This is a genomic window from Nonomuraea jiangxiensis, assembly GCF_900099965.1.
Taxonomy (GTDB): Bacteria; Actinomycetota; Actinomycetes; order Streptosporangiales; family Streptosporangiaceae; genus Nonomuraea; species Nonomuraea jiangxiensis.
In genome coordinates, this window is the sequence record NZ_FNDJ01000014.1 from 105873 (window position 1) to 127498 (window position 21626).

At 71.3% G+C, this 21626-nt stretch carries 18 protein-coding genes; 14 read left to right on the forward strand and 4 right to left on the reverse strand.

Annotation, left to right across the window (positions count from 1 at the left end; all coding sequences use genetic code 11):
* Positions 1-31: 31 nt before the first annotated feature.
* The 7 genes from recG to mutM all read left to right on the forward strand — a co-directional run bounded on the left by recG (position 32) and on the right by mutM (position 7291).
* Positions 32-2215: an ATP-dependent DNA helicase RecG gene (gene recG / locus BLS95_RS29435; RefSeq protein ID WP_090938415.1), complete on the forward strand. Its 2184-nt coding sequence runs from the start codon at positions 32-34 to the stop codon at positions 2213-2215.
* 1015 nt (positions 2216-3230) lie between these two features.
* Positions 3231-3797 (forward strand): 16S rRNA (guanine(966)-N(2))-methyltransferase RsmD, encoded by a 567-nt coding sequence (gene rsmD, locus BLS95_RS29440; protein ID WP_090939000.1) that lies wholly within the window; start codon positions 3231-3233, stop codon positions 3795-3797.
* Between the two features lie 14 nt (positions 3798-3811).
* Positions 3812-4288 (forward strand): pantetheine-phosphate adenylyltransferase, encoded by a 477-nt coding sequence (gene coaD, locus BLS95_RS29445; protein WP_090938418.1) that lies wholly within the window; start codon positions 3812-3814, stop codon positions 4286-4288.
* Between the two features lie 74 nt (positions 4289-4362).
* Entirely contained in the window at positions 4363-4932 is a 570-nt protein-coding gene (locus tag BLS95_RS29450) for a YceD family protein (RefSeq protein ID WP_425434755.1), read from the forward strand.
* Between the two features lies 1 nt (position 4933).
* Positions 4934-5113 (forward strand): 50S ribosomal protein L32, encoded by a 180-nt coding sequence (gene rpmF, locus BLS95_RS29455; protein ID WP_033409409.1) that lies wholly within the window; start codon positions 4934-4936, stop codon positions 5111-5113.
* A 288-nt stretch (positions 5114-5401) separates the two neighbouring features.
* Positions 5402-6121 carry a ribonuclease III gene (gene rnc / locus BLS95_RS29460; protein WP_090938421.1) on the forward strand — a complete coding sequence of 240 codons (720 nt, stop codon included), beginning with the start codon at positions 5402-5404 and terminating at the stop codon, positions 6119-6121.
* A gap of 324 nt (positions 6122-6445) precedes the next feature.
* Positions 6446-7291, forward strand: a complete 846-nt coding sequence (gene mutM / locus BLS95_RS29465) for a bifunctional DNA-formamidopyrimidine glycosylase/DNA-(apurinic or apyrimidinic site) lyase (protein ID WP_090938424.1) — start codon at positions 6446-6448, stop codon at positions 7289-7291.
* On the opposite strand, the gene BLS95_RS29470 is transcribed toward mutM, so the two are convergent.
* Complete coding sequence (locus tag BLS95_RS29470) at positions 7239-8399, reverse strand: MFS transporter (RefSeq protein WP_090938427.1); 1161 nt, start codon at positions 8397-8399, stop codon at positions 7239-7241. The two genes, mutM and BLS95_RS29470, sit on opposite strands and share 53 nt — an antisense overlap.
* A gap of 92 nt (positions 8400-8491) precedes the next feature.
* On the opposite strand from BLS95_RS29470, the gene BLS95_RS29475 reads away from it, so the two are divergent.
* From BLS95_RS29475 to BLS95_RS29500, 6 genes are all read left to right on the forward strand, one after another.
* The gene (locus tag BLS95_RS29475) at positions 8492-9406 is read left to right on the forward strand and encodes a LysR family transcriptional regulator (RefSeq protein ID WP_090939006.1); all 915 of its coding nucleotides are present in this window, start codon (positions 8492-8494) and stop codon (positions 9404-9406) included.
* Positions 9407-9424: 18 nt separating this feature from the next.
* A complete protein-coding gene (locus BLS95_RS29480) occupies positions 9425-9712 on the forward strand; it encodes an acylphosphatase (protein WP_090938430.1) in 288 nt (95 codons plus the stop codon).
* Between the two features lie 190 nt (positions 9713-9902).
* Positions 9903-10097 carry a hypothetical protein gene (locus tag BLS95_RS29485; RefSeq protein ID WP_090938435.1) on the forward strand — a complete coding sequence of 65 codons (195 nt, stop codon included), beginning with the start codon at positions 9903-9905 and terminating at the stop codon, positions 10095-10097.
* A gap of 177 nt (positions 10098-10274) precedes the next feature.
* Positions 10275-14018: a chromosome segregation protein SMC gene (gene smc, locus BLS95_RS29490; RefSeq protein ID WP_090938438.1), complete on the forward strand. Its 3744-nt coding sequence runs from the start codon at positions 10275-10277 to the stop codon at positions 14016-14018.
* A gap of 103 nt (positions 14019-14121) precedes the next feature.
* Positions 14122-15333, forward strand: coding sequence for a signal recognition particle-docking protein FtsY (gene ftsY, locus BLS95_RS29495; RefSeq protein ID WP_425434756.1), 1212 nt, complete (start codon positions 14122-14124; stop codon positions 15331-15333).
* Positions 15334-15648: 315 nt separating this feature from the next.
* Positions 15649-17325 (forward strand): tetratricopeptide repeat protein, encoded by a 1677-nt coding sequence (locus tag BLS95_RS29500; protein ID WP_090938441.1) that lies wholly within the window; start codon positions 15649-15651, stop codon positions 17323-17325.
* Here the strand turns inward: BLS95_RS29500 and BLS95_RS29505 are convergent.
* Genes BLS95_RS29505 through BLS95_RS29515 form a run of 3 tightly spaced genes read right to left on the reverse strand, consistent with a single transcriptional unit; the run spans position 17292 to position 20184 of the window.
* Positions 17292-18110: an ABC transporter ATP-binding protein gene (locus tag BLS95_RS29505; protein ID WP_090938444.1), complete on the reverse strand. Its 819-nt coding sequence runs from the start codon at positions 18108-18110 to the stop codon at positions 17292-17294. The genes BLS95_RS29500 and BLS95_RS29505 overlap by 34 nt on opposite strands.
* Positions 18107-19153, reverse strand: a complete 1047-nt coding sequence (locus tag BLS95_RS29510) for a FecCD family ABC transporter permease (protein ID WP_245765357.1) — start codon at positions 19151-19153, stop codon at positions 18107-18109. The genes BLS95_RS29505 and BLS95_RS29510 overlap by 4 nt, the downstream gene beginning before the upstream one ends.
* Positions 19150-20184, reverse strand: a complete 1035-nt coding sequence (locus tag BLS95_RS29515) for a FecCD family ABC transporter permease (RefSeq protein WP_245765358.1) — start codon at positions 20182-20184, stop codon at positions 19150-19152. The genes BLS95_RS29510 and BLS95_RS29515 overlap by 4 nt, the downstream gene beginning before the upstream one ends.
* Before the next feature lie 98 nt (positions 20185-20282).
* Here BLS95_RS29515 and BLS95_RS29520 point away from each other — a divergent pair, with 98 nt between their 5' ends.
* The gene (locus BLS95_RS29520; RefSeq protein WP_090938447.1) at positions 20283-21254 is read left to right on the forward strand and encodes an ABC transporter substrate-binding protein; all 972 of its coding nucleotides are present in this window, start codon (positions 20283-20285) and stop codon (positions 21252-21254) included.
* Positions 21255-21626 lie beyond the last annotated feature (372 nt).

Sequence of the window (21626 nt, forward strand, 5' to 3'; positions counted from 1 at the left end):
CTGTCGGCCTCAGGCGGTAGAACTTAATGCCGTGAGCCGTTTCGACGAGCCTCTGACGAAGGCACTCGATCCCAAGACCGCCAAGCTGCTGCAGGGCGTGCTCGACCTGGAGACGGTCGGCGACCTGCTCCGCCACTACCCGCGCCGCTACGCCGAGCGCGGTGAGCTGACCGCGCTCGACGCGCTCGAGGTCGACGAGCACGTCACCGTGGTCGGCGAGGTGACCAGGCTGATGCGCAAACCCATGCGCAACCGGGGCGGCACCTGGCTGGAGGTCGAGATCGTCGACGGCAACGGCAACAAGCTCTACCTGGCGTTCTTCGGCAAGGGCTCCCACGCGGCCGAGTCGCGGCTCAAGCCGGGGCGGCGCGGGATGTTCGCCGGGAAGGTGGGGATGTTCGGCTCGCGTGGCCATCCTCGCTGGCAGCTGGCGCATCCGGAGTTCGAGCTGTTCGAGGAGAGCGAGGCGAGCGCGGAGGAGTTCGCGGCGGCGCCGGTGCCGATCTACCCGGCGGGCAAGGACCTCACGCCGTGGGCGATCAGGCGTGCGATCGGCGTCGTGCTCGACACGCTGGGGCCGCTGGACGATCCGCTCCCGGCCGTTCTGCGGGCCCGCCACGGCCTGCAGGATCTGGGTGCCGCCCTGGAGGCCATCCACCGGCCGAAGGACTTCGCCGAGGTGGGGCGGGCGCGTAAGCGGCTGAAGTTCGACGAGGCGTTCGTGCTGCAGGCCGTGCTGCTGCAGCGCCGTCAGGCCGCCACCGCCTGGCCCGCCGTGCCCCGGCCCAGGCGCGGCGACGGGATGCTGGCCGACTTCGACACGCGGTTGCCGTTCTCGCTGACGGAGGGGCAGGCGCAGGTCGGCGAGGAGATCGCCGACGACCTGGCGCGGGAGCATCCGATGCACCGGCTGCTGCAGGGCGAGGTCGGCGCCGGCAAGACGGTGGTGGCGCTGCGGGCGATGCTCCAGGTGGTCGACGCGGGCGGGCAGGCGGCGCTGCTGGCGCCCACGGAGGTGCTGGCCCAGCAGCACCACCGCTCGATCACCGGCATGCTGGGCGACCTGGCGCAGGGCGGCATGTTCGGCGGCACGGCGGTCACGCTGCTGACCGGCTCGATGGGCGCCGCCGCCCGCCGAGCGGCCCTGCTCGACGCCGCCTCCGGCACGGCCGGGATCGTCGTCGGCACGCACGCGCTGCTGCAGGAGCACGTGCAGTTCGCCGACCTGGGGCTGGTCGTGGTGGACGAGCAGCACCGCTTCGGGGTGGAGCAACGTGACGCGCTGCGCGAGAAGGCGGGCGGCGGGCGCCCGCACGTCCTGGTCATGACCGCCACCCCGATCCCGCGCACGGTCGCCATGACGGTCTTCGGCGACCTGGAGGTCTCGACGCTGTCCCAGCTCCCCTCGGGCCGCGCCCCCATCACCACCCACGTCGTACCGGCCGCCGAGAAGCCCCACTACCTGGAGCGCACCTGGCAGCGCGTGCGGGAGGAGGTGGCCCTCGGCCGGCAGGCCTACATCGTGTGCCCCCGCATCGGCGACCTGGAGGGCGACGAGGGGGACCTGGCGGTGGTGGCGGCCTCGCCCGACGACGAGCGCCGTCCGCCGCTGGCCGTCCTTGACGTGGCCGAGCTCCTGACCGAGGGCCCCTTCCACGACCTGTGCGTCGAGATCCTGCACGGCAAGCTGCCCCCGGAGGAGAAGGACGCCGTCATGCGGTCGTTCAGCCGGGGCGAGGTGGACGTCCTGGTGGCCACCACGGTCATCGAGGTGGGCGTCGACGTCCCCAACTCCTCCGTCATGATCATCATGGACGCCGACCGCTTCGGCGTCTCCCAGCTCCACCAGCTTCGCGGCCGCGTCGGCCGTGGCGGCCTGCCCGGCCTGTGCCTGCTGGTCTCCGACTTCCCCGAGGGCACCCCGGCCCGGGCCCGCCTGGACGCGGTGGCGGCGACGCTGGACGGCTTCGAGCTGTCCCGCGTGGACCTGGAGCAACGCCGGGAGGGCGACGTCCTGGGCGCGGCGCAGTCGGGCAAGCGCTCGTCGCTGAAGCTGCTCCAGCTGCTCCGCGACGAGGACGTCATCGCCACGGCCCGCGAGGAGGCCGCGACCCTGCTCACAACGGACCCGACCCTGACGTCCCACCCGGGCCTGCGCGCAGAGATCGACCGCCTCCTGTCAGACGAACGAGCGGACTACCTGGAAAAGACCTGACCTGGGGGCCGGGGGTGGCACGACCCCACTGTCGCGTGGACGGGCTGTTGCTCGCGGGTTGCGGCGGGGGTTGCTGCTCGGCTTGCGCCGGGGGTTTTCTGCTCGGCTTGCGCCAGAGGGTTTCTGCTCGGCTTGCGGCGAGCGGGGCGTGGGCGCTGGGCACGGCGTGCGGTGAGGCACCTGCGGTGACCCTGTGGGCGTGGGCGTGCCGTAAGGGGGCGATGAGGGTGTGGGGCGGTGGCATGTGGTGAGGGGTCTACGGCGGCCATGCGGGGCGTGGGCGTGCCGTGAGGGGAGGCGCAATGGGGGTGTGGGGCGGGGTCTTGTGGTGACGGGACTTGCGGTGACGTGTGGGGTGGGCTCTTGGTGAGGGACCCGCGGTGGCCATGTGGGGCGTGCCATGAGCGGACGTGCGATGAGGGTATAGGCGGGTGGCTGTGGTCGGGGAACCTGCGGTGGCCTGTGGGGCGTGGGCGTGCGTGAGGGCGTGGGTGCCGCCGTTGGTGAGGGGGCGTGCGGTGGGGTGTGGTGAGGGGTTTGCCGGCGCCGGGACGGCGGGGTGGGGTGCGGGGGTGTTCGGCGCGAAGGACGAGTCGGTGGGTGGGCGGGCCACGGAGGGCGGTTGACGAAGCGTCGTTACGGCGGCCGACCACGTGGCGGTCAGCGGGCGTCTTCCTGGAGGCGATCTGCCACGTGCAGCGGGTGGCGGCCGGCTTGGCTCCGCCGTAACGGATGGGTTTGATGCCGTAACGGATGAGATTGATGTGATGCCCAGCCGCGGGGACGGCCTCCCCCCGAATGCCGTCCCCGGCTGGGCCCACCCTCGGGTCAGGTGCCGAGGGAACCGGCGTGCGGAAGGGCTCACGATCACGCCGGTCGGCCTTCATGTGGGTCACCTCGAAGGCCGCAGAACTCATCATGCGGGTCGTGCGCACCGATGTGAATCACCCTTGCGTACTCAAGGCTGACACTTGTCCACTCTTGACCTGCGTGAACATGCGGAACAATGGGTCACATGACGCGGATCATCGCAGGCACGGCAGGTGGCAGGCGGTTGGCGGTGCCGCCGGGGCGGGGGACGAGACCGACCAGTGACAGGGCCAGGGAAGGGATCTTCTTGACGCTCGACTCCCTGTACGGCCTGCGCGGCGCCCGCCTGCTGGACCTGTACGCCGGATCGGGCGCGATCGGCCTGGAGGCGCTGTCCAGGGGCGCCGAGACGGCCGTGCTGGTGGAGTCGGACCCCAGGGCGGTCCGCACGATCAAGGACAACGTGCGGACGCTGGCCCTCGACGGTGCCGGGGTGATCGCCGACAAGGTGGAGCGGGTGCTCGGGAAGACGCCCGACGAGCCGTACGACATCGTTTTCGCCGATCCCCCCTATGCCGTCCCGGACACCGAGGTCGAGCGCGTCCTTGAGCTGCTACGCGACAATGGCTGGCTGGTTGACGATGCTTTGGTGGCATTCGAGAGGGAAACCAGGGGAAAAGCCCTGATGTGGCCAGAAGGATACGTTGAGGAGAGGGTCCGTCGTTATGGCGAAGCGTCCGTTTGGTACGGTCGCGCCGCCGGGAACCCGTAGACCTGGGAGGCGACTTGCGCCGCGTAGTCTGCCCGGGGTCGTTCGACCCCATCACCAACGGCCACCTCGACATCATCGGCCGGTCCGCCCGGCTGTATGACGAGGTGACCGTGGCCGTCCTCATCAACGTCGAGAAAAGCAGCATGTTCACGGTGGACGAACGGATCGAGATCCTGCAGACCGTGACCAAGGAATATCCCAACGTCAAGGTGCGGAAGTTCCACGGGCTGCTGGTCGACTTCTGCCGCGAGAACGACATCCCCGCCATCGTCAAGGGCATCAGGGTGGTCAGCGACTTCGACTACGAACTGCAGATGGCACAGCTCAACTACCGCCTGTCGGGAGTGGAGACGCTGTTCATGCCGACGAACCCGGAATACTCCTTCCTGTCCTCCAGCCGGGTCAAGGAGATCGCCCGTTACGGTGGTGACGTGTCGGGGCTCGTGCCGGATCTGGTGCACGCGCGGCTCATCGAGCGGCTGAGGGACTGATCGGGCGGCTCAACGGCCGAGCACGACCTGCTATCCTTTCATTTCGGCCTTGTACGACGGCGATCATTTTCGCCATGCCTAGCGAGAGCAGGATGACTCAGCACCTCGACCCCCGCTCCCCTTGGGTGATCTCCACTCATGACCTGGGAAAGCGGCCGGGCACGATGCGGCAGATGGTTCTTACTCTTCCGGCACCGGCGGACCTCGGCGTCGACATGATCGGTGTCCCCAAGGACGCCGAAGTCGAGCTGGATCTCAGGCTCGAAGCAGTGATGGAAGGCGTGCTCGTCTCGGGCACGGCGCAGGCCCCGCTGGCCGGGGAGTGCGCGCGGTGCCTCGACCCGGTCACCTCGGACATCGAGGTCGACCTGCAGGAGCTGTTCTTCTACTCCGACGAGGACGCCTCGGACGAGGACTCGCTGCTCGACGGTGAGCTGCTCGACCTCGAGCCGACGTTCCGCGACGCGGTGGTGCTCGCACTGCCGTTGAGCCCTGTGTGCGGGGAAGACTGCGAGGGGCTCTGCACGGAGTGCGGGATCAAGCTGGCCGAGGCCGGCGACGATCACCGGCACGAGAAGGTCGACGCCCGCTGGGCGTCGTTGCAAGGTCTGATTTCCGACAAAGATAACGATCAGGAGAAGTGACGTGGCCGTCCCGAAGCGAAAGATGTCGCGGAGCAACACCCGCGCCCGTCGCTCCCAGTGGAAGACGACTGCTGTCGCCCTGGTGAGCTGCCCGCAGTGCCGTTCGCCCAAGCAGCCGCACATCGCGTGCCCCACCTGCGGCACCTACAACCGTCGTCAGGTCATCGAGCCGTCTGCCTGATCCGCCGACGGAGACCTGCGCGGTGGACTGCCGCACCACTCTTGTGCTTGGTTGAGTAGGTGGCGCAGGTTTTCGTCAGCAGTTGACGTGATGCCGACCGGGTGCCATTGTGCCTCGGTCGGCGTTACCGTCTCAGGTGCGTGCGGTGGCGGTTCGCCCGCGGCCGTGGTGGACGCCGGGGCTTAACACGGCACCCCGACGCCCACCACGTTTTCGGACATCATCCGCAGCCGGCGCGCTTTGTGAAGATGTCCGAGGAGGAAGCACGTGGGCGCAGGTCCTAAGCCGGTGGCCGTGGAGGTCGCCAGAGACGAGTTGGAGCGGGTCCTGGCGGTCGGCCTCGACCCCGACATTCTCGAGCGGGCGCTGACGCACCGCTCCTACGCGTACGAGAACGGCGGCCTGCCCACCAACGAGCGCCTGGAGTTCCTGGGCGACTCGGTGCTGGGCCTGGTGGTCACCGACACCCTCTACCGCAACCACCCCGACCTGCCCGAGGGACAGCTCGCCAAACTGCGTGCCGCGGTGGTCAACATGCGCGCGCTGGCCGACGTGGCCCGCAACCTGGGCCTGGGCCGGTTCCTGCGGCTCGGCAGGGGCGAGGAGGGCACCGGCGGGCGCGACAAGTCGTCGATCCTGGCCGACACGCTTGAGGCGCTGATCGGCGCGATCTACGTCGACAAGGGGCTGGACGAGGCGTTCCGGGTGGTGCACCTGCTGTTCGACCCGCTGATCGTGCGCTCGGCCTCGCTCGGCGCCGGGCTCGACTGGAAGACCTCCCTACAGGAGCTCACCGCTTCCGAGGCGCTCGGCGTGCCGGAATACCACGTCGAGGAGAGCGGGCCCGACCACGCCAAGTCGTTCACGGCGATCGTGCGGGTCGGCGGCGAGTCCTACGGCTCGGGCACCGGACGCAGCAAGAAGGAGGCCGAGCAGCAGGCGGCCGAGGCGGCCTGGACCCGCATCAGGGCCCGCAGGGAGCAGCGCGAGAGCCAGCCCGCGGGCTGAGGGGTCCGCGGCCGGTGGCCACCGAAGGGCCCGAGCCGTGGGTTCCGGAGGCCGTGCGAACGAGGGCAGGGCCATGGGTCCGGAGGTTGCGCCGGCAAGGGCGAATCTGCGGGCCTGGAGGTTGCGCCGGCAAGGGCGAATCTGCGGGCCTGGAGGTTGCGCCGGCAAGGGCGAATCTGCGGGTCTGGAGGTTGCGCCGGCAGGGGCGACCCCGCAGGTCTGGAGGGTGGCCCGGCAAAGGGCAGGCCGCATGGGCGGGGCTGACGGGTCGTGGTGGGCGGTGCCGTCGAGGGTGCCGAGACTGACATAGAGGGCGAGGTTGGGGTGCCTGAGCTGCCAGAAGTCGAGGTCGTCAGACGGGGCCTCGCGCAGTGGGTCGTCGGGCGGCAACTAGCCGCGGCGGAGGTGCTGCACCCCCGCGCCATCAGGCGGCACCTCCCCGGGGCCGACGAGTTCGCCGAGCGGTTGAAGGGCCGCGCGCTGCTGTCCGCCGAGCGCCGCGGCAAATACCTGTGGCTGCCCCTGTCAGGTGACGAGGAGGCGCTCATGGCCCACCTGGGCATGAGCGGCCAGCTCCTGATCGTGGAGCCGGACTCGCCGCTGGAGAAGCACCTACGGGTACGCATGCGTTTCGAGGACGGCGGCCCCGACCTGCGCTTCGTCGACCAGCGTACGTTCGGGCACGTCATGCTCTCCTCCCTGGTGGGCGGTGTGCCGGAGCCGATCTCCCACATCGCGCCGGATCCGTTCGAGGAGGCGTTCGACGAGGCCGAGTTCGCCCGCCGGCTCAAGGCCAAGCGCACCGAGATCAAGCGGGCGCTGCTCGACCAGTCGCTGATCAGCGGCGTCGGCAACATCTACGCCGACGAGGCGCTGTGGATCGCGAAGCTGCACTGGGCCCGTCCCACGTGGACGCTCACCCGCCCCAAGATCACCGAGCTGCTGACCGCCGTCCGCACGGTCATGGCCGCCGCCCTCCAGCAGGGCGGCACGTCGTTCGACAGCCTGTACGTGAACGTCAACGGCGAGAGCGGCTACTTCGACCGCTCGCTGGAGGCCTACGGGCGGCGTGACCTGCCGTGCTCCCGCTGCGGCACCCCGATCAGGCGTGAAGTGTTCATGAACCGGTCGTCCTACTCCTGCCCCAGATGCCAGCGACCACCGCGCTGACCAGTGCGAGCCCCGCCCCGACCAGCATCACCGCGGAGATCGACACCCCGTCCACGATCCGGCCCCCGGCGAACGAGCCGAGCGCTATGGAGACGTTGAACGCCCCCACGAACAGCGCCGTGCCCAGCTCGCCGCCGCCCGACCGCATGATCCACAGCTGAAGGGTCACCCCCACGCCGCCGTAGCCCAGGCCCCACACGACGAGCAGCGGCAGCGGCAGCCCGAGCATCGGCAGTGCCGCCATGGACAGGGTCATGAGCAGGGCCAGCGTGATCAGGACCGGCCTCGGGCGGCGTGCCGCCCACGCGCCCGCGGCGAAGTTGCCCGCCACGCCCGCGGCCCCGTACAGCAGGAGTGCGGTGCCGACGAAGGCGGGACCGGCGTGCGAGACCTGCTCCAGGAACGGCCGGACGTAGGTGTAGGCGGCGAAGTGGCCGGCGATGGTCAGCACGGTCAGCACCAGGACGAGCCGGAGCGGCCCGGAGAGCCACGTACGGGGCGCGCCCGGGGTACGGGTGGCGGCCGAGCCGGGAAGGGGCGGCAGCGTCGCCGCCAGCGGCGCCAGCAGGACCAGCGCCAGCACCCCCACGGCGGCCAGCGAGACGCGCCAGCCCGCGAACGACGACACGAACGTCACAGCCGGCACGCCCAGCACCGACGCCACCGACACCCCGGCCAGGATGATCGAGGTGGCCCGCCCGACGGAGCGTTCCGGCACCAGCCGCACCCCGAGCCCGGCCGCGAAGGCCCAGAAACCGCCGATGCTCACCCCGGTCAGCACTCGGGCGGCCAGCATGACGGGATAGGTCGGGGCGGTCGCGGCCACCAGGTTGGCCACCGCCAGCAGCGCGGTCAGCCCCAGCAGGACGAACCGCCGGTCGAGCCCCCGGGCCGTGATCGCCAGCACGGGCGCGGACACGGCGGCGACCAGCCCCGGCGCCGACACCATCAGCCCGGCCGTGCCGTCGGACACACCCAGGGCGCGGGCGATCGAGGTCAGCAGGCCGACGGGCGACATCTCGCTGGTCACGATGGTGAAGGTGCCGACCGCGACCGACGACACGGCGAGCCAGTTCGCCCGGGTGGGGGAGATTTCCGTCAATGTCATAGCAGCCAGCCTCGGCCGGGCCGCCGCCGGGGAACAATGACGAAGCCCGAAGGCTTGATTTAGGCAGGTTAAACGTTCGGGAGGCCGTGACCATGGAGTTCAGGGAGCTGGAGTGCTTCGTCGTGCTCAGCGAGGAGCTGCACTTCGCGCGTACGGCCGAGCGCCTCTACCTGTCGCCAGGCCGGGTGAGCCAGCTCATGCGCGCTCTGGAGACCAGGATCGGCGGCCGGCTCTTCGAGCGCACCAGCAGGCGCGTGCGCCTCACCCCGCTCGGCGAGCGGTTCCTCGCCGACCTGCGCCCCTCCTACGACGGCCTCGCGGCGGCCGTGAGCCGGGCCAGGGCGGCCGCCCGCGAGGTGACGGGGGTGATCAGGGTCGGCTTCCTGGCCACGCCCACGGACGTCGTCACGGGCAGCGTTCGGGCCTTCGAGAGCGCCAACCCGGGGTGCGTGGTGGAGCTGGTGGAGATCCCGCTGTCCGATCCCTTCGGCAAGCTGCGGGCAGGACCGGGGAGGGGCGGCGTGGACATCGCCTTCACGCTGCTGCCGCTGGACGAGCCCGACCTGGTGACGGGTGCTGAGCTCAACCGGGTCCCGTACCGGCTGGGGGTGTCGGCGCGGCATCCGCTGGCCCGCCGGGCCAGTGTCGGCGTGGAGGAGCTGGCCTCCGTGGACCTGATCGGCCTGGACGGCCCGGCGCCGCACGCCTGGCGTGAGCGGGTGGCACCGTCCGTAACCCCCTTCGGTCGTCCGATATCCAGGGCCGGTACGGTGGCCACCACCCAGGAGGGCCTGACCCAGGTGGCGCTCAACCGGGGCGGCATGCTGTTCTGCACCCCCACGGCGGCCCAGCACGCGCGCCCGGACGTCGCCTTCGTACCGGTCACCGGACTGCCGCCGTCGGTGCTCGGGCTGGCATGGGTGAAGGCGGCGGAGACGGCGGCGATCCGGGCGTTCAACGACTCGGCCGTCCGGCACGCGGCCGGGTTCCCGGCTCTGGTGGCGTGAGACGTAACGGGAGAGAAAATGCCGGAAAAATCGGAAAACACCAGGATGACGGCCTGGGTACGGGGCAGGGTCCAGGGAGTGGGGTTCCGATGGTGGACCCGGGCCAGGGCTCTGGAGCTCGGGCTGGCGGGCTGGGCGCGGAACACCGAGGACGGCCGCGTCGAGGTGGTCGCCGAGGGCTCGCGGGAGTCGTGCGTCAAGCTGCTGGAGCTGCTCAAAGGTTGCGACACGCCGGGGAGGGTCGATGGAGTAGTGGAACGGTGGAGCGAACCACGAGGTAGTTTGGGCGGGTTTGTTGAGCGGTAGCGCCTTCCATTAAACCGCCCAAATAGGGTATAGTTGTATGTCGGGAGTGCCCATCAGTAGGGCTCAGCGGTTCGTTCGACTTGACCGCCCACACTGCCGGTGCGACTCTTGTTAGGTACCACGCGCACCCCTCCCGCGGAATAGAAGTGCGCGAACCAGTCTGGTCACTCAGCGTGGAGGACCCTTTACCATGGCGAAGGCTCTACTCGGCCACGTCGGCGGTCCTGACCCTCGAATGGTCTCGGAGATGCGCCGCCTGCAGCAGCGTATCCGGGATCTGGAGGCAGAACTCATCCGACTTCAGGCCACGAATGACGCTCTTGCGGCGCAAACCCGCGACGAGGCACTAAGCCGCATGCAGGAGCGCGAGCCGGCACTCACCTGAGAGTGATCGGAGCGCAAGACCCCAGGGACGTCTCGCAGAGGGGCGTCCCTCGTTATTTGCCCGCTATTCAAAAGCTTCCTTTGCCCTGCCCGGCGTGGTCCTGACTGTACGTGCCCGCGGCGGGCAGTGCGGACCAGTAGGCTTTTCCGAAGGTCGTCGGGCAGGAAGGGGTCGCGCTTGTATTTGAAGACCCTCACCCTGCGCGGATTCAAGTCCTTCGCCTCGGCCACCGCCCTGCGTTTCGAGCCCGGCATCACCTGCGTGGTCGGCCCCAACGGCTCCGGCAAGTCCAACGTCGTCGACGCCCTCGCCTGGGTCATGGGCGAGCACAGCGCCAAGTCGCTGCGCGGCGGCAAGATGGAGGACGTCATCTTCGCCGGCACCTCCTCCAGGCCACCGCTCGGGCGCGCCGAGGTGACGCTGACCATCGACAACTCCGACGGCGCGTTGCCGATCGACTACACCGAGGTCACGATCAGCCGGCTGATGTTCCGGTCGGGGCAGAGCGAATACGCGATCAACGGCGACACTTGCCGCCTGCTCGACATCCAGGAGCTGCTGTCCGACTCGGGCATCGGCCGCGAGATGCACGTGATCGTCGGGCAGGGCCAGCTCGACGCCGTGCTGCACGCGGGGCCCGAGGACCGGCGGGCGTTCATCGAAGAGGCCGCTGGTGTTCTCAAGCATCGCAAGCGCAAGGAGAAGGCGCTTCGCAAGCTCGACGCCATGCAGGCCAACCTGACCCGGGTCCAGGATCTCGCCACCGAGCTGCGCCGCCAGCTCAAGCCGCTGGGCCGGCAGGCCGAGATCGCCCGCAAGGCCGCCGTCATCCAGGCAGACCTGCGCGACGCCAGGCTCCGGCTGCTGGCCGACGACGTGGGCATCCTGCGTACGACGCTGGAGCGCGAGGCCGCCGACGAGGCCGCGATCATGGCCAGGCGCGCCCAGGTGGAGGCCGAGCTGGCCGAGGGCCAGCAGCGCGAGAGCGCGCTGGAGGCCGCCGAGGCCGAGGCGCAGCCGCGGCTCGGCGCGGCTCAGGAGACCTACTTCCGGCTGTCGTCCCTGCGCGAGCGCATCACCGGCCTGGAGCAGCTCGCCGCCGAGCGGCACCGGCACGCGCTCGACGCCGCCGCGATCGAACGCCGCGGCCGCGACCCGGAGGACCTCGAACGCGAGGCCGCCGAGGTGCGCGAGCGGGAGGAGATGCTCAAGGCCGAGCTCGAACAGGCGCACGAGCTGCTCGAAGCGGCGATGGAGCGGCGCACCGAGGCCGAGGCCGAGCTGGGCGCCGAGGAGCGAAGGCTCGCGCTGGCCGCCAGGGCCGCCGCCGACCGCCGCGAGGGCCTGGCCAAGCTGCGCGGCCAGGTGGACTCCGTACGCAGCCGCTCCCGCGCCGCCGAGGAGGAGATCGGCCGGCTCCGGCAGGCCGTGTCCGACGCGGCCGAGCGCGAGCGGCAGGCCAGGCAGGACCTGGAGGCGGAGCGGCTGTCGGAGCCCGCCGTCGATCCCGCGCTCGCCGAGGAGCTGGCCACCGCCCAGGCCCTGGTCGAGGAGGCCAGAGCGGCCGCCGACGAGGCGCGGGCGGCGGCGGAGGAGGCCAAGTCGGCGCTGGCCGGGCCCAGGGCCGCGCTGCAGGCCGCCAAGGCGGGGATGAGCACGGCCCGCGCCGCCGACCAGGAGGCCCAGCGCTCGGTGGCCGCCCTGGTCGCCCGCCGCGACGCGCTGGAGCTGGGCCTGGCCAAGGGCGACGGCGGCGCGGCACTGCTGGAGGCCGACCTGGCCGGGGTGCTCGGCCCGCTGGCGGCCTCGATGCAGGTCACCCCGGGGGCCGAGCCGGCGGTGGCGGCGGTGCTGGGCCCCATCGCCGAGGCCATCACGGTCAAGACCCTTGACGTGGCCGTCGAGGCACTCGACCTGCTGCGTGACCGCGCCGCGGGCCAGGCCACCCTCCTGGTGGCGGTCGCGGGCGGCGCGGACGACGACCACACCGGGGCCCTGGGGGCGGGCGGCGAAGGAAAGCAGGCGTTCCCCGACGGGGTCTCCCGCGTGCGGGCGGCGGCGCCCGAGGGGAGCCGGTGGGCGGCCGACCTGGTCACCGTGCCGGAGCACCTGCGGCCCGCTCTCGACCACGTGCTGGCGGACGTCGTCGTCGTGGCCGATCTCGACGGCGCGCGGGAGCTGGTCGACCGGCACCCCGGGCTGAGGGCCGTCACCACGGACGGCGATCTGGTGGGCGCGCACGTCGCCAGCGGCGGCGCGGCGGGCGGGACCTCCGTGCTGCAGGTCAGGGCGGCGCTGGACGAGGCCGTCAGCGACCTGGAGGCCGCCGAGGCGCGCTCCGAGGAGACCGCCGCCGCCCTGGAGGAGGCAGTGAGCCAGGAGCAGGACGCGCAGGCGGCCCTGGAGGCCGCGCAGGCCCACGTCAACGAGGCGCAGACCGCCGTCACCACCGCCCAGGCCGGGGTGAGCGCCGCCCAGGGCGCGCTCGACCAGGTCAGAGGCCGCCAGCGGGAGGCCGACCAGCGCACCGCCGCGGCCGCCAAGCGCCTGGCCCAGCTCGAAGCCGCCGCCAACGCCGCCCGCGACGAGGCCGAACGCCTGACCGGCAGCGTCACCAAGGCCGAGGAGGCCCGCGCGGAGGGCCAGGAGGAGCTGGCCGAGCTGGAGATCCGGCTGGCCGAGGCCGAATACGCCCAGGAGCTGGAGTCCGAGCCGACCACCGACCTCCGCGACGACCTGGCGAGCGCCTGCGAGGCCGCCAGGCAGCGCGAGATGGACTCCCGCCTCCAGGTGCGCACCGCCGAGGAGCGCGTGAAGGGCATCGAGGGCCGCGCCGACGGCCTGCTGCGGGCAGCGGCCCGCGAGCGCCAGGAACGCGCTCAGGCGGCCGCTCAGCGCGCCAGGCGCCGCCGGCAGGCGGCGGTCGCCGAGGCCGTCAGCAAGGGCGCCAAGCAGGTGCTCAGGGCGCTCGCGACGTCCGTCCAGCTCGCCGCCAGGGAGCGTGACGAGGCCGACCTGGCCAGGGTCGCGGTGGACGCCGAGCTCAAGCAGGTACGCCTGCGCGTCCGCGAGCTCGGCCAGGAGCTGGACAAGCTGGTCAACCGGGTGCACGGGAGCGAGGTCGCCCGTACTGAGCAGCGGCTGCGGCTGGAGCAGTTGGAGCAGCGGGCGCTGGAGGAGTTCGGGGTGGAGACCGAGACCCTGATCTCCGAATACGGCCCCGACGCCCCGGTGCCCGGCGATCCGCCCACCCCCTACGTGCGCGAGGAGCAGGAGAAGCGGGCGCGGGCGGCCGAGCGCCAGATGAACCAGCTCGGCAAGGTCAACCCGCTGGCGCTGGAGGAGTTCGCGGCGCTGGAGGAGCGGCACGCGTTCCTCAACTCGCAGCTCGAAGACCTCAAGAAGACCCGGCGCGACCTGCTGACCGTGGTCAAGGAGGTGGACGACCGGGTCGAGCAGATGTTCGCCTCGGCGTACGAGGACGTGGCCCGCGAGTTCGAGCAGATCTTCACCAGGGTCTTCCCCGGCGGGGACGGGCGGCTGGTGCTCACCGAGCCCGCCGACATGCTGACCACCGGCATCGAGGTCGAGGCCAGGCCGCCGGGCAAGAAGGTCAAGCGGCTGTCGCTGCTGTCGGGCGGCGAGCGCTCGCTGACCGCGGTGGCGTTCCTGATCTCCATCTTCAAGGCGCGGCCCTCGCCGTTCTACGTGATGGACGAGGTCGAGGCCGCGCTCGACGACACGAACACGCAGCGGCTGCTGACGTTGTTCGAGGAGTTGCGGCAGAGCTCGCAGCTCATCGTGATCACCCACAACAAGCGCACGATGGAGATCGCCGACGCGCTCTACGGCGTGTCGATGCGCGGTGACGGCGTGACACAGGTGGTCAGCCAGCGTCTGCGGGAGCGCGAGTCGGCCTGACCGGCAGGGGCGCCGGGGCTCGGGTGGCCTGTGCGGTGGGGGAGGGTCGCCTGATCAGGGCGTTCCGTGGGACGCGACTCGCCTGATCGGTGTGGGCTTGGGCATGACCATGCCGGTCGATCTGGAAAACTGGCATCTTGTGGATGGTTACCTCGGCGTCATCGTGATCGTGGCCGTCGTCGCCCTGCTGGCGGCCGGCGGTCTCTTCCTGCTCTTCAGGCCGGGTCGCAAGGCGGCCCCACCGGTCAAGCCGCCCGAGCCGCCCACGCTTCCCGAGGAGAAGCGGCCCGCCGGGGCGGGCGAGGAGGGCGAGGGCGCGACCACCACGCTGCCGCCGCCCGCGGTGCCCGTCACGCCCGCCGTCGTGGCGCCGCCCGAGGTCGAGGTGCCACCGCCGTCCGCGGGCCGGATGGTGCGGCTGCGCTCGCGATTGGCGCGCTCGCAGAGCGCCTTCGGGCGCGGGCTGCTGGAGCTGCTCTCCCGTGACCGGCTCGACGACGAGGTGTGGGACGAGATCGAGGAAAACCTGATCACCGCCGACGTGGGCGTCTCGCCGACCCGCGTCATGGTCGAGGAGCTGCGCACCAAGGTCAAGGTGCTGGGCACCCGCACCCCCGAGGAGGTGCGCAAGCTGCTGCGCGAGCAGCTGCTCGCCCAGGTCAACCCCGACCTCGACCGCACGCTGCGGGTGCAGAAGCACGGCGACCGGCCCGCGGTCGTGCTCGTCGTGGGCGTCAACGGCACCGGCAAGACCACCACCACCGGCAAGCTCGCCCGCGCGCTCGTCGGCGACGGCAAGAAGGTCGTGCTCGGGGCGGCCGACACGTTCCGCGCGGCGGCCGCCGACCAGCTCCAGACCTGGGGCGAGCGGGTGGGCGCCGACGTGGTGCGCGGCCCCGAGGGCAGCGACCCGGCCTCCGTGGCGTTCGACGCGACCGCCCGGGGCATCGAGGAGAAGGTCGACGCGGTCATCGTCGACACGGCGGGCCGCCTGCACACCAAGACCGGGCTCATGGACGAGCTGGGCAAGGTCAAGCGGGTCATCGAGAAGAAGGCCACGGTCGACGAGGTGCTGCTCGTCCTCGACGCCACCACCGGCCAGAACGGCATGCGCCAGGCCCAGGTGTTCGGCGAGGTGGTCAACATCACCGGCATCGCGCTGACCAAGCTCGACGGCACCGCCAAGGGCGGCATCGTGATCTCGGTGCAGCGGGAGCTGGGCGTCCCGGTCAAGCTCGTGGGGCTGGGCGAGGGACCCGACGACCTGGCGCCGTTCGATCCCGAGGTCTTCGTGGACGCGATCCTGGGCGACTGACAGCGGCGCGACTGACAGTGACGACTGACAGTAAGGCGATTTTCGGGACATTACGGACCGTGCCAAACGCCTGGGGAAAGATCCCTTACCGGTGCAAACTTGATCGACGACCTGCCCTGTGCTGCCATGTATCGGTCATCCGAGATCGCCTGATCCCCCTCTGAGAAGCGAAGGGATGCCGATGAAGAAGATCGTTGTACATCGCCCGGGAACGGTCCGCCCCACGGCGGCGGCCGCACCGCGACACACGGCCTGATTCCTCGTGTAGGCCGGCGTCTCGCACGAGGCGTCGGCCACGGAAGGAGGGTTCCAGGCGTGAAGTCCATCGTCCTTGACGCCCACCGCCGGATCGGCGGACCCTACACGCTAGCCGCCGCCCTGCTCGGCCACCTCGTCCCCGAGGCACTGGAACGCTGGCCCGAGCTGGCCGCCGCATACGACATCGAGCTCCGCACCGCCGCCCCCGGGCTGCGGGACGTCGTGCCCGTGCGCAGGAGGTCGCTGGCCGACGAGCTGCCCAGGGCGCAGCGCATCCTGATCCCCGGCGCCCGGCGCAGCCTGCGGATCGCCAACGGGCTGGCCGAGTTCGTCCGCGAGCACCTGAGCCGCACCGCGCCGCTGGCCGTGACCGTGGCGAACCTGGCCGAGGCCGACCACACCGACGCCGAGCTGGTCGAGGTGCTGCGCAGGAGGGTCGGGCCCGGCCTGCTGGAGATCGCCGAAGGGCCGTCGGCGACCGGTGGCGGGCCGCTCGTCGCGGACTTCGACCGGTTCCGCGACGAGGGGTTCCACCACGCCATGGCGGAGTCGGGGCTGGAGGCGCTGCGCGGGCTGGCGTACGAGGCCGATCCCGAGGGGTGGCGGCTGCTCGTGCAGCGGGTCGCGGCCGCGCTGGAGGCCGTCGAGCGCGAGGACGAGGCCCGCGAGCTCTACGACAGGGCGCGGCGGGTGAGCACCGACCCCAAGCACCGCGCGACCATCGCCTACGGCACGGCCATGCTCCTCGTACGCCACCACGACCCGGCCCGGCGCGACCCCGACCAGGCCCTGGCCTGGATCAACGAGGCGATCACCATCGCCGGCCTGCTGCCCGACCCCCGCGAACGCGCCTTCCACCTGGGCTTCGACCTCAACGGCAAGGCCCTGGTCGAGCTGCGCAGAGGCCGCCCCGAGGCCGCGCTGGAGCTCGTCCAGCAGTCCCTCGACCTGGCCGAGCGCCACCTGGCCGACGAGCACCCCGTGCACCGGCTGGTGCTCCATGCCAACCGGGCCCAGCTGCTGGCCGGCGCGGGGGACACGCGGCAGGCGCTGGCCGACTACACCACCGCGATCGAGCTGGACCCCGGCTACCCGGACTACTACCTGGAACGCGGCAACCTGCTCAACCAGCTCGGCCGCGGGGACGAGGCGCTGGCCGACTACGAGAGCGTGATGCGGCTCAGCCCGCCGTTCCCCGAGGCGTACTACAACCGGGCGGAGCTGCGCTTCGCCGAGGGGGACATCGCGGGCGCGCGGGCCGACCTGGACCACACGCTGGAGCTGGACCCGGAGTTCGTGCCCGCCTACGTCAACCGCTCCGGCATCCTCGTGGCCGTCGGCGAGCACGCCGCGGCCAGGCGGGACGTGGAGCGGGGGATGCGCATCGAGCCCCGCAGTCCCTACCTGCTGTGCGTGCTGGGGCAGGTCGAGCTGGCCGACGGGCACCATCCCGAGGCGCGGGCCGCCTTCGACGCGGCCCTGGAGCTCAACCCCGACCTGGCGGTGGCCTGGGCGGCCCGGGGCGAGCTGGCGTTCGAGCGCGGTGACGACGAGGGCGCGGTGGCCGACCTGACCCGGGCGATCAAGCTGGGGGAGACGGCCGAGCTGCTGTTCAACCGGGCGGTGGTGCACCGGGAGGCGGGCCGCGCGGAGCAGGCCAGGGACGACCTGGTCAGGGCCGCGGAGCTGGCGCCGGGGGACTACGAGATCTCGGAGGCGCTGGCCGCGCTGTGAGCGTGGTGCGGCCGGCCGATCGGCACGACCAGCGGCGTGCCGGCCACCGGGTCAGGGATGACCTTGGCGTCCAGCTCGAACACCTCGCGCAGCAGCTCCTCGGTCAGCACCTCGTGCGGGGTGCCGGAGGCGATCACCCGCCCGGCGCGCATGGCCACCAGCCGGTCGGCGTAGCGGGCGGCCAGGTTGAGGTCGTGCAGCACCATGACGACCGTGCGGCCCGCCTCCTGGTGCAGGTGCCGTACGAGCTCCAGTACCTCCACCTGGTGGGCCAGGTCCAGGAACGTCGTCGGCTCGTCGAGCAGCAGCAGGTCCGTGCCCTGCGCCAGGGCCATGGAGATCCACGCCCGCTGCCGCTGCCCGCCCGACAGCTCGTCCAGCGGCCGTTCGGCCAGGTCCGCCAGGCCCGTCATGGCCAGCGCCGCGGCGACCGCGCCCTCGTCGTCCGACGACCACTGCCGGTACCAGGTCTGGTGCGGATGCCTGCCCCGGCCCACGAGGTCGGCCACGGTCAGGCCCTCGGGGGCGACGGGCGCCTGGGGGAGCACGCCGAGGATCTTGGCCACCTCACGGGTGGGGATCCGGTCGATGCGCTTGCCGTCCAGCAGCACCTCACCGCCCTGGGGCTTGAGCAGCCGGCCCAGGGCGCGCAGGAGGGTGGACTTGCCGCAGCCGTTCGGCCCGATGATGGTGGTCACCGTGCCCGCCTCGATGCCCAGGTCGAGGCCGTCGACGATGACGTTGTCCCCGTACCCGAGCTTGACGGCGGCGGCCTGCAGTCTCATTTGCGTGACCTCCAGATCAGGTGGATCAGGTAGGGGGCGCCCAGGACGGCGGTGACGATGCCGACGGGCAGTTCGATGGGGGAGAACGCGGTCCTGGCGACCAGGTCGGCGGCGGTGGTGAGCACGGCGCCGATGATCGCCGAGCACAGCAGCGGCGGGTGGGCGGAGCGGGTCAGCCGGAGCGCGATCTGGGGCGAGGCCAGCGCGACGAACGCGATCGGGCCCGCCGCGGCGGTGGCCACGGCGGACAGCAGCACTGCGGAGAGGATCATCAGGGCGCGGGCCGGGTTCACCCGCACGCCGAGGGCGGTGACCGTGTCGTCGCCGAAGCGCAGGGCGTCCAGCGAGCGGGTGCCGAGCAGGGCCAGCGGCACCAGTACGGCCAGGGCCAGCGCCGTGGGCGTCACGTGCTCCCAGCCGCGGCTGTTGAGCGAGCCGGTGATCCAGACCATGGCGCGGCCGGTGTCGGTCACGTCGCCGATGGTCAGCAGCCAGAACTTGACGTTGGTGAACACGGCGGACACGCCGATGCCGACCAGCACCAGGCGGTAGCCGTCCAGGCCGCGCCGCCAGGCCAGGCCGTACACGACGGCCGCGCCGATCAGGCCGCCGACCAGGGCCAGGGCGGGGATGCCGAGGCTGGTCAGCAGGCCGCTCGTGCCGCCGGTCACGCTGCCGCTGGCGACCACGCCGGCCACGACCGTGACCGAGGCGCCGGTGGTGACGCCGAGGATCTCGGGGCTGGCCAGGGGGTTGCGGGCGATGGACTGGATGATCGCCCCGGACAGCGCGAGCGCGGCCCCGACCAGGGCGCCGGTGAGCGCGCGGGGCAGGCGCAGCTCCATGATGACGAAGTGGGCCGGGCTGTGGACGTCGAACGCGCCGGAGACCACCTCCGCCAGCGACATCTGGATGTCACCGAGGCGCATGTTCAGGGCCATGAGCAGGGCGAGCAGGAGGAGGCCGATGAGGGCGACGGCCACGCCGCGTACGCGTACGCGCCAGGAAAGACCGCGGGTGCGCAGGGGGAGGGTGGTGGTCACAGACGTACCGGCTTCCTGCGGCGGACCAGGGCGACGAAGAAGGGGGCGCCCATGAGCGCGAGCACCACGCCGACCTCCAGCTCTCCCGGCGGGGCCACCACGCGGCCGATCACGTCGGCGAGCAGCAGCAGCCCGGCGCCGATCAGCCCCGAGTACGGCAGCAGCCACCGGTGGTCGGGACCCGACAGCGGGCGGGCCAGGTGCGGCACGATCAGCCCGATGAACGCCAGCGAGCCGCAGGCGGCCACGGCCGCGCCCGAGAGCAGGGTGACCGCGGCGACGCCGATGGTGCGGGTCCACATGATGTTCTGGCCGAGGCTGCGGGCGACGTCCTCGCCGAGGGACAGGGCGTTGAGCCCGGGAGCGTTCACCATGGCCAGCACCAGCCCGGCCAGGATGAACGGCGCCACCTGCCACACCACGTCGGCGCCCCTGGCCGAGATCGAGCCCGCCTGCCAGAAGCGGAACACGTCCATCGCCTGCTCATCCAGCAGCACGACGGCCGAGGTGAGGGCGGCCAGCAGGGCGCTCACGGCGGTGCCCGCCAGCGCGAGCGTGACCGGGGTCGGCCCGCCCCTGCCGCCCGCCATGCCGAGCGCGAACACCGCCACGCTCGCCACCAGCGCCCCGGCCAGCCCGAACCAGATGTAGACGAGCAGGTTGGAGACGCCGAGCAGGATGATCGAGGACACCATCGCGAACGCGGCACCCTGCGTGACGCCGAGCAGCCCGGGGTCGGCGAGCGGGTTACGGGTGTGGCCCTGCATGAGAGCGCCCGCCACGCCGAGCGCGATCCCGGCGAGCACTCCCAGGACGGTCCTCGGCAGGCGGAGGGAGCGGATGACGAGGTCGTTCTCGGTGCCGGTGGGGGCGGTGAGCGCGTGCCAGGCGTCCCCGAGCGGCACGGGCTTGGAGCCGATCGTCACGCTCAGGACGACCGCCACCACGACGGCGGCGAGCAGCGCTAACAGGACGGTGATCCGGCGGTGACGGATGCCGTGGAGGCGCGGCGCCAGGGTGGTCGCACTCACCCGTTTCCTCCTCACGTTTGCCGGATCACGCTGCAGTATGCCAGCTTAGGCAGGGCTAACCTTATTTAGGGTTACCTAAGTTCCGTGAAAGGGATCACATGAGGGCGTTACTCGTACTGGCCGGTTCCCTCCTGGTGGCGGGGCTCACCGCCTGCGGCTCCGCGCAGCCCGCGGCCGGACCGGCGACCGGCGCCGCCGCCTTCAGGACCGTCAAGCACGCGATGGGCACGACGGTGATCTCGTCCCAGCCGAAGCGCGTGGTGGCGCTCGACCAGAGTTTCGTGGACGCCGTGCTCACGCTGGAGACACCGGTGGTGGGCTACACGACGTACCGGTCGATCGAGACCAAGTTGCCCGACTACCTCGGGCCGGCGGTCGAGCGGTACGGCAAGGAGGCCACCTCCGTCGGCACCTTGGAGGAGCCGAGCCTGGAACGCATCATGGCGCTCAAGCCGGACCTGATCGTCTCGGCCAAGGTCCGCCACGAGGCGCTGTACGACCGGCTCTCGAAGATCGCGCCCACCGTCTTCAGTGAGACCACCGGGGCCATCTGGAAGGAGAACCTCCGGCTCATGGGCCAGGCCCTGGGCAAGGAGCAGCTCGCGGACACCAGGATCAAGGAGTTCGAGGAGCGGGCAGCCGCGATCGGTACGGAGATCAAGGAGAAGGACGGCAAGCTGCCGACGATCTCGGTCGTGCGGTTCGCGGGCGAGCCGACCACGCGGCTGTACGTCGAGAACTCGTACTCGGGCGTCGTGCTCAAGGACGTCGGCTTCCCGCGCCCCGCGGACCAGCCGACCGACCCGGCGGCCATCGCGGTGGACGTGAGCCAGGAACGTATCGCGGAACTGGACGCGGACCAGATCTTTGTCGCGACCTATCCGGACCCGTCCACCGACGGTCCCAAGGAGAAGTTCGTGAACAACCCGCTGTGGGGCCGCCTCAAGGGGGAGAAGCACGAGGTGAGCGACCTGACGTGGATGAGCGCGGTGGGCATCCAGGGGGCGCACGCGATGCTGGACGACGTGGCCGGCTTCTTCTCCGTGGACCCGGCCAGACCCGCCTCCTGACGATCGGCCGAAACGATCGGCCCGAACGATCGGCCCGAAACGATCGGCGCGGACGCCCGTGCGGGAACAAACGAGCATCGGACCGATGTTGCAGTGAACCCGCCGGGTACGTCCGCGCGTCTACCAGGTAGAGGTTTACTCCCCAGTACGAGGGCAGCGGAAAAGACATGCGGATGCATGGCGCGGCGGCGGTTCCGGCGGCGTACCCGCGTCTGTGATGGTCAGGGAACCCCGATCCTTTACGCCAATGTGTGTGACTCTCGCCACTATTACAGCAAAATTGGGTGGTTAGTGTTATGATACTGAGACTTGTCCGGCCGTGGACGTGACCATAGCCATGCACGCCGCGAGCAGTAGGACGATGCCCTCCCT

What these genes read in the sequence shown, in the direction of transcription:
- BLS95_RS29470 (WP_090938427.1), bottom strand. Translation starts at nt 8,399, where the DNA reads ATGACATTGACGGAAATCTCCCCCACCCGGGCGAACTGGCTCGCCGTG.
- rsmD (WP_090939000.1), top strand. Translation starts at nt 3,231, where the DNA reads ATGACGCGGATCATCGCAGGCACGGCAGGTGGCAGGCGGTTGGCGGTG.
- BLS95_RS29505 (WP_090938444.1), bottom strand. Translation starts at nt 18,110, where the DNA reads ATGAGACTGCAGGCCGCCGCCGTCAAGCTCGGGTACGGGGACAACGTC.
- BLS95_RS29450 (WP_425434755.1), top strand. Translation starts at nt 4,363, where the DNA reads ATGCCTAGCGAGAGCAGGATGACTCAGCACCTCGACCCCCGCTCCCCT.
- ftsY (WP_425434756.1), top strand. Translation starts at nt 14,122, where the DNA reads ATGACCATGCCGGTCGATCTGGAAAACTGGCATCTTGTGGATGGTTAC.
- BLS95_RS29480 (WP_090938430.1), top strand. Translation starts at nt 9,425, where the DNA reads ATGCCGGAAAAATCGGAAAACACCAGGATGACGGCCTGGGTACGGGGC.
- BLS95_RS29520 (WP_090938447.1), top strand. Translation starts at nt 20,283, where the DNA reads ATGAGGGCGTTACTCGTACTGGCCGGTTCCCTCCTGGTGGCGGGGCTC.
- BLS95_RS29485 (WP_090938435.1), top strand. Translation starts at nt 9,903, where the DNA reads ATGGCGAAGGCTCTACTCGGCCACGTCGGCGGTCCTGACCCTCGAATG.
- BLS95_RS29475 (WP_090939006.1), top strand. Translation starts at nt 8,492, where the DNA reads ATGGAGTTCAGGGAGCTGGAGTGCTTCGTCGTGCTCAGCGAGGAGCTG.